Here is a 12542-nt window from a genome sequence, read left to right on the forward strand (position 1 = left end):
ATCGAGACTTTCTCAAAACGCGGGAGAGTGGGTATGTGTAGAAAAGTCAGGACGGTATCGCTGGCAGTCACCTTGCTGGCCGGGGCCATGATGAACAGCGCCTTCGCCGCTACACCGGCGGTCGCCGTGGCCCCGCAATACGACACCAGCCACGTCTATGTGGCACCGGCCGATGTGGAGCGTTTTACCCAGAGCTTCCTGGCCACATTCGGCGGCACAAGCACGCCCCAAGTGGTGGTGAACGTGTTGCCGGTGCCCAGCAGCACCACGTCGCAACTGCTGCAGACCCCGGCAGGCACAGTGTCGCTGTTCGGTTTCACCACGCCGATCCCGCACCCGTTCGGCCAGGAGCGCAACGGTTACCTGGTCAAGGACATGGACGTCGCCCTCAAGGCCGCCCGGGAGAACGGCGCGGCGGTGATCGTCAGCGACTTTCCCGACCCGATCGGGCGTGACGCGGTGGTGCAGTGGCCGGGCGGTGTGAACATGCAGCTTTACTGGCACACCAAGACCCCGGATTACGCCGCGTTCCAGACCGTGCCGGAAAACCGCGTGTACCTCAGTGCCGAGCGTGCCGACACCTTTATCAAATCGTTTATCGGCTTCTCCCACGGCAAAGTCCTGGCCGATGACAAACATGCCCCTGGCGTGGATATCGGCCAAGCCAACGGCAACTACCGTCGCGTCGACATCGAATCGCCATTCGGGCGCATGGCGGTACTGGTCACCAACGGCCAACTGCCCTACCCGTTCGGCCACGAGACCACCGGGTATCAAGTGGCTGACCTGACGGCCACCCTGGGCAAGGCCACCGGCTCCGGCGCGAAAGTGTTAGTGCCTGCGTTCGACAGCAGAGGCCGTCGCAGTGCGTTGGTGGAATTTCCTGGCGGCTACGTCGCGGAGATCCATCAACTCAACGCCGCAAAATGATGCGCCGCACAGGCTGGGGCCTGGCCGTGCTGTGGCCGCTGCTCGTCGGCAGCGTCCACGCCGACGAGCAAGCGACACGCCCGGCCATCAAGGCCAACCGCTGGCAGGAAGACTGGTCGGTTTTGCAGGACCCGGCGCTGCGCACGCAGCCGCTGGACAGCTTGAAGTACATCCCGCTGTCCAGCGCGAACCCCTACACCTACCTGTCCCTGGGCGCGACGTTGCGCGAGCGTTTCGAGATGAACGATGCCAGTGGCTTCGGCGTGCGGGATGTGAAGCGTGATCGCTACCTGATCCAACGCTTCCAGCTCCACGCCGACCTGCATCTGAACGAGCACTGGCGGGTGTTCACCCAATTGGAAGATGTGCGGGCGTACGACAAGACCACGATCGGCGGCGCCGACCAGAATCGCGTCGATCTGCGCCTGGCCTTCGCCGAGTACGTGAATACCTTCAGCAGTGGGACTCTCAAGGCCCGTGTCGGGCGCCAGGATTTCGCCTTCGACCTGCAACGCTTCATCTCATCGCGGGACGGCCCGAATGTGCGGCAGTCCTTCGATGCGCTGTGGGCCGACTGGGAGACCTCCAACTGGCGTTTTATCGGGATCGCCAGCCAGCCGGTGCAGTACCAGGACGGGCGTCACTTCGACGACAAATCCAACAGCGATGCGCGCTTCCACATGGTCCGTGTGGAGCGACTGGTGGGCGGCAAGAACGAGTTGTCCGCCTACTACGGCGTGTATGAGCGCACCGCCGCCCACTACCTGGACGCCGACGGCGACGAGACCCGCCACCTGTTCGACGCACGCCTGGGCGGCGCGGCCATGGGCTTTGACTGGGACATCGAAGCGATGCTGCAAAGCGGCTCGGTCGGCAACAAGGACATTCGCGCCTGGGCCGGTGGCAGCCGTACCGGCTACACCTTCGACAGCGTGGCCTGGAAACCGCGCATCGGCCTGCAACTGGACATCGCCTCGGGCGACCGCAAAACCGGGGATGGCACCGTCGGCACCTTCAACCCGCTGTTCCCCAACGGCTACTATTTTTCCCTGGCGGGCTACACCGGCTACAGCAACCTGATTCACGTCAAGCCGTCGATCACGGTCAAGCCGATCGACAGGCTCAGCGTGCAAACCGCCATCGGCCTGCTGTGGCGCCAAACCACCAGCGACGCGGTCTACACCCAGCCCAACCTGCCGGTGGCCGGCACCGCAGGCCAGGGCGATCGCTGGACCGGCGCCTATGCGCAAGTGCGCACCGATTATGTGTTCAGCCCCAACCTCACCGGCGCCGTCGAGGCCGTGCACTACGACGTGGGCCAGACCCTGCGCGATGCCGGCGGTGACGACAGCAATTACCTGGGGGTCGAGCTCAAGTTCAGCTGGTAACCCCAAGCAAGCACACCCGTACAAGCCCTCGAGCCGGTTAACGGCAATAGTGATCCTGCGTTTTATCCCCCCCTCGATAAGGAGATGTTCATGAGCACATTCGTCGCCAAAGACGGTACCCAGATCTATTTCAAAGACTGGGGCAGCGGTAAACCCGTGCTGTTCAGCCACGGCTGGCCGCTGGACGCCGACATGTGGGAATACCAGATGGAATACCTGAGCAGCCGCGGCTTTCGCACCATCGCGTTTGACCGCCGTGGGTTCGGCCGCTCGGATCAGCCCTGGACCGGCAACGACTACAACACCTTCGCCGACGATATCGCCCAGTTGATCGAACACCTGGACCTCAAGGACGTGACCCTGGTGGGCTTCTCCATGGGCGGTGGCGACGTCGCCCGCTACATCGCACGCCACGGCAGCGCACGCGTGGCCGGCCTGGTACTGCTGGGCGCGGTCACACCACTGTTCGGCCAGAAAGCGGACTACCCGCAGGGCGTGCCGACTGAAGTGTTCGATGGCATCAAGGCCGGCCTGTTGAAAGACCGTGCGCAATTTATCAGCGACTTCAACACGCCGTTCTTCGGCATCAACCAGGGCCAGAAGGTCTCTGAAGGCGTGCTGACCCAGACCCTGCAGGTGGCGATGCTGGCATCCCTCAAGTCGACGGTGGATTGCGTGACCGCGTTCTCCGAAACCGACTTCCGCCCGGACATGACCAAAATCGACGTGCCGACCCTGGTGATCCACGGCGATGGCGACCAGATCGTACCGTTCGAAACCACCGGCAAAGTGGCGGCCGCCTCGATCAAGGGCGCCGAACTGAAAGTCTACAAGGACGCGCCACACGGCTTCGCCGTGACCCACGCGCAGCAGTTGAACGAAGACCTGCTGGCGTTCCTGCAACGCTGAAACACCTGCACCACCCTCTCCTTATTTTGGCCGGGCTTGCCCGGCCTTTTTTTGCTCAGGAGAAACGCTGGCCCAGGACCAGGCGACCGGGCCCGCTGATCAGCAAGGTGGTGAAGATGATCAACAGCAGCCAGCCGAACTGCCCTTCGAACAACGTCCACTCCGGGTGCACCACCAACAAAGCGATCAACAGCACCGCCAGGATCGGCAGGCACGCCAGGCGCACCAGCACCCCGGCAATGATCAGCAGCGGGCACAGCACTTCAGCGAAAATCGCCAGCAACAACGTGATGTTCGCCCCCAGGTGAAACGGGTCTTCGATCAGTTGCAATTGCTCGCTGTAGTTGAGCAACTTGGGCAAGCCATGCACCCACAGCAGGAACAGCGCCCCGCTGATCCGCAGAAACAATAGTCCCAGGTCCTGACGCGTCGATTCGTTCATACGTGCTCTCGGTTGATTGCCACAAACAACGATTGTGTCGACCGAGCCACCGCCGCGCTTGCAAGCCTGTGCTGACCTCACTCCCCGGTGCCGGCAAACGCCGCCACGATCTCATCGATCACCGCCCGCACCCGTGCGGTGTGGCGCAGATCGGCGTGGGTCACCAGCCACACGTCATATGGCAGGGGTCGGGTGCGCTCCGGCCACAGGCGCACCAGCCCGTCGCGCTCACCGGTGCACACCGGGATTTCGCCGATGCCGATGCCGGCAGCGATGGAGCGGCGCACCAGCAGGCTGGAACTCAAGGCAGCAACGATGCGCCCGCGACCGAGGGGCTCGGAGACCAGGGTCATGTCCTTCTGGCTTTGCAGGTGAGGTTGGTAGACCACCAGGTCATGGCCTTCGAACAGGCTGCCCGGCTCAGGTACGCCGTGACGCTCGAGGTAACCCTGGGACGCAAACAACCCCAGCGGCCAGCGCGCAATACGCCGGGCGATCAGGTCGGGGTTATCCGGGCGCTGGTTGCGCACGGCGATATCGGCTTCGCGCTTGGCCAGGCTGAGGATCTGCGTGGAGGCGTCCAGTTGCACGCGCACGTCGGGGTGTTTGTCGTGCAGGCAGGCGATGGCCGGGATCAGGAAGTCGATGGCCAGGGAGTCGGTGGTACTGACCCGCACAGTGCCGGTCAGGCGGTCATCCAGGCCCTGGATCTGGCGCTCCAGGTCGAGGGCCGAGCGCTCCATTTTCTCCACCGAAAGCAACGCCGCTTCGCCGACCGCCGTGAGCGCGTAGCCTTCGGAGGTGCGCAGGAACAAGGTTGCGTTCAAGGACTTTTCCAAGGCGTTGACGCGGCGCCCTACGGTGGCCTGGTCCACGCCCAGTACCCGTGCGGCGCCGCGCAACGTGGATTCGCGGCACACCGCCAGGAATACCCGTGCATCGTCCCAATTCATGCGGCCTCCCATTGATGCAGATATGCATCATCATGACGCTAATTCGCTGCATTATTGCATCGAAAAAGCCCGATATGCTGACCGCCGCAGAAAAAACTTCAGGACAGCCATCATGCTCGACTCCCACGCACCATCCCGCAGCGCGGTCTGGCTGCCGATCTTTGCCGGCCTGTGTGCCAGCCTGGTCAGTATCGGCCTGGCACGCTTTGCCTACACACCGCTGATCCCCAGCCTGATCCAGGCCCAGTGGTTTTCCGCCAATGACGTGGTCTACCTCGGCGCCGCCAACCTGGTGGGTTACCTGATCGGTGCGCTGATCGGCCGGCCCATCGCCCAGCGCACCTCCAATACGACCGCCCTGCGCATCATGATGGTAGCGGTGACCCTGGCCTTCTTCGCCTGTGCCTTCCCGTTGTCGGTGGTGTGGTTCTTCGCCTGGCGCCTGCTCTCGGGGATTGCCGGCGGCGCAATCATGGTGCTGGTGGCCGCGACCGTATTGCCCCACGTACCGGCCGCACGCCGGGGCCTGGCCAGTGGCGCGATCTTCCTCGGCATCGGCCTGGGCATTGCAGGCTCCGGCACACTGGTGCCGCCGCTGTTGAGCCTGGGCTTGCAGCAGACGTGGCTGGGCCTGGGCCTGCTGGCGTTGCTGTTGACGGCGGCCAGCTGGTTCGCCTGGCCCGGCGTTACGCTGCATGAAGCAGCAGCACCAATGGCCACTTCAGCGCGGATGCCGTCCGGCGTGTACCTGCTGTTCGCCCAGTACGCCTTCATGGCCGCAGGCCTGGTGCCGGCGATGGTGTTCCTGGTGGATTACGTGGCCCGTGGCCTGGGTGATGGTGCGCACATCGGCGCGATGGTCTGGGTGACGTACGGCCTGGGCGCGATTGTGGGGCCGGTAAGCTACGGGTTCCTCGCCGATAAACTCGGTGCACGCCTGAGTATCCGTGTGGTGCTGGTGGTGCAGGCGGTTGCCGTCGGCCTGTTGCCGCTGGCCAGTTCGTTCACTGCCCTTGCCGTACTGGCGGTGATCCTCGGTTCGTTCCCGCCAGGCATCGTGCCATTGGCCTTGGCGCGGGTGCATGAATTGCTGCCCAACCATCATCATCAGCAGCAGGTAGCGTGGAGCCGCGCCACCGTCTCCTTTGCTACCTTCCAGGCACTGTCCGGGTTTGCCTACTCGGCACTGTTCAACAGCAGCGGTGGCCAGCATGCGCTGTTGTTCGTGATTGCCGCTGGCGCCATCGTGGTCGCCCTGGCCCTGGAACTGGGCATGATTGTGCTGAACCGTCGACCGCTCGACACGGTCCCAACCCATACGCTCCCCCTTACAGGATTTGCCAAATGACCGTGCCTACCGACATGACCCTGATTGAAATCACCACGCCCGGGGGCCCCGAGGTGCTCAAGCCGCGCCAGGAACCGGTGCCCTCCCCGGCCTCCGGCGAGATCCTGATCCGCGTGCACGCCGCCGGGGTCAACCGCCCCGACGCCTTGCAACGTGCCGGCAAGTACCCGATGAAACCCGGCTTCAGCCCGATCCCCGGCCTGGAAGTGGCCGGCGAAGTGGTCGCGCTGGGCGAAGGCGTCAGCGAATACGCGATTGGCGACAGGGTCTGTGCCCTGACCAATGGCGGCGGCTACGCCCAATACTGCACGGTGCCCGCCAGCCAGGCGTTGCCGGTTCCCGAAGGCATGGAGTGGATTCAAGCCGCCGCCATCCCGGAAACCTTTTTCACCGTGTGGGCCAACCTGTTCGGCATCGGCGGCGCGCACAAGGGCCAGCGCGTGCTGATCCACGGCGGTACCAGCGGGATCGGCACCACCGCCCTGATGCTGTGCCGCGAATTCGGTATCCAGGCGTTCGCCACCGCTGGCAGCGAAGAGAAATGTGCGGCCATCCGTGCCTTGGGCGCTGAAGCCATCAATTATCGCGAGCAGGATTTTGCCGAGGTGATCGGGGCTCAAGGTGTCGATGTGATCCTCGACATCATGGGCGGCTCCTACCTCAACAACAACCTCAAGGCCCTGGCCATGGACGGGCGCCTGGTGATGCTGGGCTTCCTCGGCGGCGCCAAGGCCAATGACGTGGACCTGCTGACCATCCTCGGCAAACGCGCCGTCGTCACCGGCTCCTTGCTGCGCGCCCGTACCAAGGACGAGAAAGCCGCCATCGCCGACCAACTGCGCGAGCACGTATGGCCGGTGCTGGCAGCCGGGCGCTGCCTGCCGATGATCGACCAGGTGTTCGATTACACCCAGGCCGATCAGGCGCATGCGCGGATGGAAGGTGGCGATCACATTGGCAAGATTGTGTTGCGGGTGGTTTGATTACCCGGCGAACACCGGGTAGTCGACATAACCCGCTTCGCCTCCCCCATACATCCCTTCCGCCCGCAGCGGGTTCAACGGCCAGTCGTTGAAAATCCGCTGCGGCAAGTCCGGATTGGCGATAAACGGCCGCCCGAATGCGATCAGATCCGCCAGCCCCGCTTCAACCAGTGCTGCACCGCGTTCAGCGGTGTAGCGACCGGCATAGATGATCCGCCCGCTGAAGGTGTCGCGTACCGCTCGGCGAAATGATTCGGGCAATACCGGGGCGTTATCCCAGTCGGCTTCGGCAATGGACACATAGGCGATGCCCGACGCTTCCAATACCTTGATCGCTTCAATGTAGGTGTGGTGCGGGTCGTCTTCCACCAGGCCGATGTACACCCGGTCCTGGTCGGTGCCGCTGAACAATGGTGAGAAGCGCACGCCCAGGCGCTCGGGCCCGACCACGGCGGTCACTGCTTCGACGATCTCGCGCAGGAAGCGCAGGCGGTTGTGCAGCGAGCCACCGTACTCGTCGTCACGCTGGTTGGCGTGGGCCGAGATGAACTGGTTGACCAGGTAGCCATTGGCTGAATGGATTTCCACCCCATCAAACCCCGCATCCAGTGCATTGCGCGCTGCCTGGGCGTAGTGCCCGACCAGGTCCTTGACCTCCTGCGTGGTCAACGCACGCGGTACAGGCGGTTGCATCAATTGCCCCTCGCCCGGCGCCGTTTCGATAAAGGCCTTGGCCTGAATTGCCTGGATAGCAGAAGGTGCGACCGGTGCGGCACCCTCAGGCTGCAACGCGCTGTGGGACACCCGACCGACATGCCACAACTGGGCGAAGATCACCCCGCCTTCGGCATGCACCGCCTCGGTGACCTTGCGCCAGCCGTCGATCTGCGCCGGCGTATAAATGCCCGGCGTCCACGCGTAACCCTGGCCACGCGGTTCAATCTGCGTGCCCTCACTGACCATGAAGCCGGCACTGGCGCGCTGGCGGTAATACTCGGCCATCAAGTCAGTGGCGATATCGCCCGGCTGGGCGCTGCGCTGGCGCGTCAACGGTGGCAGCACAATACGGTTGTTCAGTGCGTGGTGACCCAGTTTCACCGGGGTACTTAAAACGGTCATCTCATTCTTCCAGATTACGAGCGCGCGAAAGCATTGGCGACTTATTCAAGTCGCCAATGCATCAAGCGGTTTATTGAGTCAGGCAGTGAGTTTCAGCAGGGCCTTGGCGACATCGCTGGAACTGCCGGGGTTTTGCCCGGTGACGAGCAAGCCATCGGTAATGACAAAGGACTGCCAGTCAGCGCCTTTCTCATACAGGCCACCCAGCTTCTTGAACTCGTCTTCCACCAGGAACGGCACTACATCGGTCAATTCAACGGCGGCTTCTTCCGAGTTGGAGAAACCGGTGACACGCCGGCCCTTGACCAACGGCTCGCCGTTGACCGCCTTGACATGACGCAAGGCACCCGGTGCATGGCAGACAAAGCCGATCGGCTTGCCGGCACGCTCGAAGGACTCGATCAACGCAATGGAAACCGGCGATTCCGCCAGGTCCCACAGCGGGCCGTGGCCGCCTGGGTAGAACACGGTGTCGAAGGCATCGGCGTTGACCGAATCCAGCTTCAGCGTGGTCGCCAGGGCCTGTTGCGCGGCCGGGTCGGCGGCGAAGCGGCGGGTCTGTTCGGTCTGGAAGTCCGGCTGATCGCTCACCGGATCCAACGGCGGCTGGCCGCCGGCCGGGGATGCCAGCACCACCTCGGCGCCGGCGTCCTTGAACGCGTAATAAGGTGCGGCAAATTCTTCGAGCCAGAAGCCGGTCTTGCGGCCGGTGTTGCCCAACTGATCGTGAGAGGTCAATACCATCAATACTTTCATTGTCGAGTGCCTCGGGATGACTGTGGGTTGAAGCTTAGGAGCCCGGGCGTCGCCTCACAACGTCATATCCGCAAGGTTTTCGGACATCGCTCGACGGCAGTTGCCGTTTCTCGCCCAGCCACCGACAATCGCGTCTCCCCTACCCCCTGGAGAAACACGATGCACAGCGTTGCGCTGCTGGTCTACCCGAATTTCGAATGCCTGAGCCTCAGCGTGGGCTCGGTGTTCGAGTGCGCGAACCTGTTGCGCGGCGAGCCGGCCTATGCGTTTCACCTGGTCTCGGAGACCGGCGGCGCGGTGATGACATCCCAGGGCTTTTCGGTGAACACCACACCCATTCGGGCCGAGGGCTATGACACCTTGATCGTCGGCGGCTACATGGAGTTCCGCCTGCCGGAAGCCAACCTGCTGGAACAGGTCAAGGCCGCCTCTGCCCAGTCGCGGCGCGTCGCGTCATTGTGCATGGGCATCTTCGTGCTGGCCGAAGCCGGCCTGCTGGAAGGCAAGCGCACCACCACCCACTGGATTCACGCGCCGGCCTTTCGCAAGCGCTACCCGCACATCCAGCTGGAAGAAGACAAGTTGTTCGTGGTGGACGGCCAGGTGTGGACCGGTGCCGGCATGAGCGCCGGGGTGGACCTGGCATTGGCCATGGTGGAAAACGACCTGGGCAGCGACCTCGCCCGGCGCATTGCGCGCAAACTGGTGATTGCCCAACGTCGCGGCAGTGAACAATCGCAACTGTCGGCGCTGTTGGAGCTGGACCCCAAGTCAGACCGCGTGCAACTGGCCCTGGCCTACGCCCGTGAGAACCTGACCCACGACCTCACGGTGGAGACCTTGGCCGATGTCGCCCGGCTGAGCCCGCGCCAGTTCAGCCGGGTGTTCCGTGAGGAAACCGGGCAGACACCGGCCAAAGCCATCGAAGCCCTGCGCGTGGAAGCCGCCCGGGCACTGATGGAAACCAGCCGTCACCCGGTGGAGGTGGTGGCCCGCGAAACCGGCTTTGGCGATCGCGAGCGCATGCGCCAGGCGTTCCTGAGGGCGTTCGGGCAGCCGCCGGCGGTGATGCAACAGGCCTTTAATGCAGGGCCGCCCGCGTAACCAGGTAACTGACCAACTGCGGGTCATCCTCCAGCTCTATCGTCTGTACCGGGCGCGGCAGGTTATCCAGCACCGTGCGCCAGAACGCCTGGGACACTTCGTCCTGGTCATAGAACCGCACCAGCCAATTGGCCTGGCCGCTGCACAGCACCTGGCTGGCGATGGCACGGCCGATGCCTTTGCGGCGGTAGCGCTTGAGGATGAACAGATCGGCCAGCTCCAGGGCATCGATGCCTGGCAATTCGCTGCCTTCGATCAACAGGAAGCCGGCAATGTAGCCATCCACCAGCAGCAGGTTGGCGCTCCATTGCGGGTCTTGCCAGTAGCGGGCCAGGTGTTCGTCATGGATGTAGAAACGGCCGTCCGCCTCCACATCTTCCTGTTCCCAGTCGGACGACTCATAGGCGTAGTACTGGTAGAGATTACGGATCAGCTCGGCGGCTTCGGGGCCGGTCTGGATCAATTCGACGGTGACTTCGGGCATGGGGCTCTCGGTGAAAAAACGCAGGGCGCCATTGTTCACAAAACGCGAGGAGAGGCCAACCTTTCTACTTGCTGAACCGATTGCAAATAGGTGTTGCCTCGCCCAAAACCTTGAAACATTTCGAATAAACTTCGTGAAATTTGCCCCTGCTCTTCAAGGACACCTATTTTGACCAACATGTGTACCGCCGGCCTGGATGTGGGTTTTGCCTCCCTCGATTACCTGCAGATCTTCATCCTTGGCGTGATCCAGGGCATTACCGAACTGCTGCCGGTGTCGTCCACCGCCCACATGCGCGTGGTGCCCGCCCTGCTCGGCTGGCAAGACCCCGGCTCGGCGTTTTCCGCGGCCATGCAACTGGCGGCGCTGGCAGCGGTGGTCAGTTACTTCTGGCGCGATGTGCGCCAGGTCACCACCGGCAGCATCGGCGCGGTGCGTCGGGGTGACTACAACGACCGTTGGTTCAAGCTGGCGGTGGCGATTGTGCTGGCGACCCTTCCCATCGGGATTGCCGGCCTGGCGTTGTCGTCGACCTTGAATGCCTGCAACTCGCCGCTGCGTGGGCTGATGGTGATCGGTATTTCCTGCGTGGTGATGGCGGTGCTGCTGGCTGTGGCGGAAGTACGCGCACGCCACACCCGTGAAGTGAGCGAAATGCGCCTGCGCGATGCGTTGATCGTCGGGATCGCGCAAATTGGCGCGTTGATTCCGGGGGTATCGCGCTCCGGCTCTACGCTGACCGCTGCGTTGTTTCTCAATTTCAAGCGTGAGGAAGCTGCACGCTTCTCCTTCCTGCTGGGCCTGCCGGCCATCGCCCTCGCCGGGCTGAAGGAGTTGTGGGTGTTGCTGCACGCCGACATGCCGGCCCATGCCTGGCCGCATCTGCTGTTCGGTCTGGTGGTGGCGAGCGTCTCGGCGTTCTTTGCGATCTGGGGCCTGATGAAGTTCCTGGAGCGGTTCTCCACCTGGCCGTTCGTGATCTACCGCGCGCTGTTGGGGGTGTTCCTGATTGTGGCGGTCAGCACTGGGTGGCTGAGCTGATCTGACATTAATCTCAAACCAGCATTAATCCAATGTGGGAGGGGGCAAGCCCTCTCCCACCTTTGTACCGTGTTGCCTTACAGACTGTCGGTTCGGTCGGCCAGTTCTTCCAGCAGGTCGGCCGACGGCACGAAAAACAGGCCGCCGGTGACTGCCGTGCTGAAATCCAGCAGGCGGTCATAATTGCCCACCGGACGGCCGACGAACATGTTTTCCAGCATCAATTCCAGGGGCTGCGGCGAGCGGGCATAGCCGATGAAGTAGGTGCCGAACTCCCCGGCACCTGGCCGGCCAAAGGGCATGTTATCGCGCAGGATCTTCACTTCTTCACCGTGCTCGTCGGTGATGACGGTCAAGGCGCTGTGGGAGTTGCTCGGCTTGGCTTCTTCGTCCAACTCGATATCCGACAACTTGGTGCGCCCGATCACTTTCTCCTGGGCCTCCACCGTCAAGCCATTCCACGCCGTCATGTTGTGCAGGTACTTCTGCACCAGCACGTAGCTGCCGCCACGGAATTCGCTGTCTTCGTCGCCGACGATGGTGAAGCCCTCGGCCTTGCGCCCTACCGGGTTCTCGGTACCGTCGACAAAGCCGATGATGCTGCGCATGTCGAAATAGCGGAAACCCTGGACCTCATCCACCACCTTCACGCTGTCGCCCAGGGCCGCCATGAGATGGGTGGCCAGTTCGAAGCACAGGTCCATCTGTTCGGCGCGGATATGCAGCAGGATATCCCCCGGTGTCGACACTGCCATGCGCCCCTCCACGCCGAACTCGCGGAACGGGTGCAGCGCCGCCGGGCGTGGCGCGCCGAACAGGCGGTCCCAGGCGTCCGAGCCAAACCCGCAGACGCAGGTCAGGTTGCCGGCCGGCACGCGCTTGCCCACCGAGCGCACCAGCCCGGCGATATCGGCGCACCAGGCGCGTACCGTGTCCTCGCTGCCGGGGGTAACAGTGGCGACCATGAAAATCGCGCTGCTGGTGATCGGGTGGCACACGGACTGCGGTTCCAGGGGCGGCTGAACGGAAGATGGGGTCATGGTGAAAGTCCAGGCTAAAGGGCGAGATTGAACCCGCGCAGATTA

Annotated in this window: 13 protein-coding genes; 7 read left to right on the top strand and 6 right to left on the bottom strand. The window is 63.3% G+C overall.

The features are described 5' to 3' along the window. Nucleotides 1-33: 33 nt before the first annotated feature. The 3 genes from BM110_RS14965 (at nt 34) to BM110_RS14975 (ending at nt 3227) form a co-directional block, all read left to right on the top strand. On the top strand, nt 34-930 hold the full coding sequence (locus BM110_RS14965; protein WP_092245935.1) for a VOC family protein: 897 nt from the start codon (nt 34-36) through the stop codon (nt 928-930). Continuing rightward, the gene (locus BM110_RS14970; RefSeq protein ID WP_093513718.1) at nt 927-2318 is read left to right on the top strand and encodes an alginate export family protein; all 1392 of its coding nucleotides are present in this window, start codon (nt 927-929) and stop codon (nt 2316-2318) included. The genes BM110_RS14965 and BM110_RS14970 overlap by 4 nt, the downstream gene beginning before the upstream one ends. A 90-nt stretch (nt 2319-2408) precedes the next feature. Then, on the top strand, nt 2409-3227 hold the full coding sequence (locus BM110_RS14975) for an alpha/beta fold hydrolase (protein ID WP_092245939.1): 819 nt from the start codon (nt 2409-2411) through the stop codon (nt 3225-3227). Nucleotides 3228-3282: 55 nt separating this feature from the next. On the opposite strand, the gene BM110_RS14980 is transcribed toward BM110_RS14975, so the two are convergent. Both BM110_RS14980 and BM110_RS14985 read right to left on the bottom strand, forming a co-directional pair. After that, entirely contained in the window at nt 3283-3669 is a 387-nt protein-coding gene (locus tag BM110_RS14980) for a DoxX family protein (RefSeq protein WP_071488263.1), read from the bottom strand. Between the two features lie 77 nt (nt 3670-3746). Then, on the bottom strand, nt 3747-4622 hold the full coding sequence (locus BM110_RS14985) for a LysR family transcriptional regulator (protein WP_071488262.1): 876 nt from the start codon (nt 4620-4622) through the stop codon (nt 3747-3749). Nucleotides 4623-4734: 112 nt separating this feature from the next. On the opposite strand from BM110_RS14985, the gene BM110_RS14990 reads away from it, so the two are divergent. Together BM110_RS14990 and BM110_RS14995 are read left to right on the top strand one after the other, a co-directional pair. Then, complete coding sequence (locus BM110_RS14990; RefSeq protein WP_093513719.1) at nt 4735-5970, top strand: YbfB/YjiJ family MFS transporter; 1236 nt, start codon at nt 4735-4737, stop codon at nt 5968-5970. Continuing rightward, complete coding sequence (locus BM110_RS14995; RefSeq protein WP_093513720.1) at nt 5967-6953, top strand: NAD(P)H-quinone oxidoreductase; 987 nt, start codon at nt 5967-5969, stop codon at nt 6951-6953. Before BM110_RS14990 ends, BM110_RS14995 begins: the two co-directional genes overlap by 4 nt. Here BM110_RS14995 and BM110_RS15000 read toward each other — a convergent pair whose 3' ends face one another. Both BM110_RS15000 and BM110_RS15005 read right to left on the bottom strand, forming a co-directional pair. Then, entirely contained in the window at nt 6954-8072 is a 1119-nt protein-coding gene (locus tag BM110_RS15000; RefSeq protein WP_093513721.1) for an alkene reductase, read from the bottom strand. Nucleotides 8073-8150: 78 nt separating this feature from the next. Continuing rightward, a complete protein-coding gene (locus tag BM110_RS15005; RefSeq protein WP_092245952.1) occupies nt 8151-8828 on the bottom strand; it encodes a type 1 glutamine amidotransferase domain-containing protein in 678 nt (225 codons plus the stop codon). Between the two features lie 159 nt (nt 8829-8987). On the opposite strand from BM110_RS15005, the gene BM110_RS15010 reads away from it, so the two are divergent. After that, complete coding sequence (locus BM110_RS15010; protein WP_071488257.1) at nt 8988-9932, top strand: GlxA family transcriptional regulator; 945 nt, start codon at nt 8988-8990, stop codon at nt 9930-9932. Here the strand turns inward: BM110_RS15010 and BM110_RS15015 are convergent. Beyond that, nucleotides 9910-10416 carry a GNAT family N-acetyltransferase gene (locus tag BM110_RS15015; RefSeq protein WP_092246184.1) on the bottom strand — a complete coding sequence of 169 codons (507 nt, stop codon included), beginning with the start codon at nt 10414-10416 and terminating at the stop codon, nt 9910-9912. The genes BM110_RS15010 and BM110_RS15015 overlap by 23 nt on opposite strands. 168 nt (nt 10417-10584) lie before the next feature. On the opposite strand from BM110_RS15015, the gene BM110_RS15020 reads away from it, so the two are divergent. Beyond that, complete coding sequence (locus BM110_RS15020) at nt 10585-11457, top strand: undecaprenyl-diphosphate phosphatase (RefSeq protein ID WP_092245958.1); 873 nt, start codon at nt 10585-10587, stop codon at nt 11455-11457. Nucleotides 11458-11534: 77 nt separating this feature from the next. Here the strand turns inward: BM110_RS15020 and BM110_RS15025 are convergent, their stop codons facing one another. Beyond that, on the bottom strand, nt 11535-12497 hold the full coding sequence (locus BM110_RS15025; protein ID WP_093513722.1) for a Dyp-type peroxidase: 963 nt from the start codon (nt 12495-12497) through the stop codon (nt 11535-11537). Nucleotides 12498-12542 lie beyond the last annotated feature (45 nt).

The organism is Pseudomonas sp. NFPP28, assembly GCF_900115535.1.
GTDB classification, from domain to species: Bacteria; Pseudomonadota; Gammaproteobacteria; order Pseudomonadales; family Pseudomonadaceae; genus Aquipseudomonas; species Aquipseudomonas extremorientalis.

What these genes read in the sequence shown, in the direction of transcription:
- BM110_RS14975 (WP_092245939.1), top strand. Translation starts at nt 2,409, where the DNA reads ATGAGCACATTCGTCGCCAAAGACGGTACCCAGATCTATTTCAAAGAC.
- BM110_RS15010 (WP_071488257.1), top strand. Translation starts at nt 8,988, where the DNA reads ATGCACAGCGTTGCGCTGCTGGTCTACCCGAATTTCGAATGCCTGAGC.
- BM110_RS14990 (WP_093513719.1), top strand. Translation starts at nt 4,735, where the DNA reads ATGCTCGACTCCCACGCACCATCCCGCAGCGCGGTCTGGCTGCCGATC.
- BM110_RS14985 (WP_071488262.1), bottom strand. Translation starts at nt 4,622, where the DNA reads ATGAATTGGGACGATGCACGGGTATTCCTGGCGGTGTGCCGCGAATCC.
- BM110_RS14970 (WP_093513718.1), top strand. Translation starts at nt 927, where the DNA reads ATGATGCGCCGCACAGGCTGGGGCCTGGCCGTGCTGTGGCCGCTGCTC.
- BM110_RS15000 (WP_093513721.1), bottom strand. Translation starts at nt 8,072, where the DNA reads ATGACCGTTTTAAGTACCCCGGTGAAACTGGGTCACCACGCACTGAAC.
- BM110_RS15005 (WP_092245952.1), bottom strand. Translation starts at nt 8,828, where the DNA reads ATGAAAGTATTGATGGTATTGACCTCTCACGATCAGTTGGGCAACACC.
- BM110_RS14965 (WP_092245935.1), top strand. Translation starts at nt 34, where the DNA reads ATGTGTAGAAAAGTCAGGACGGTATCGCTGGCAGTCACCTTGCTGGCC.
- BM110_RS15015 (WP_092246184.1), bottom strand. Translation starts at nt 10,416, where the DNA reads ATGCCCGAAGTCACCGTCGAATTGATCCAGACCGGCCCCGAAGCCGCC.
- BM110_RS14980 (WP_071488263.1), bottom strand. Translation starts at nt 3,669, where the DNA reads ATGAACGAATCGACGCGTCAGGACCTGGGACTATTGTTTCTGCGGATC.
- BM110_RS14995 (WP_093513720.1), top strand. Translation starts at nt 5,967, where the DNA reads ATGACCGTGCCTACCGACATGACCCTGATTGAAATCACCACGCCCGGG.
- BM110_RS15025 (WP_093513722.1), bottom strand. Translation starts at nt 12,497, where the DNA reads ATGACCCCATCTTCCGTTCAGCCGCCCCTGGAACCGCAGTCCGTGTGC.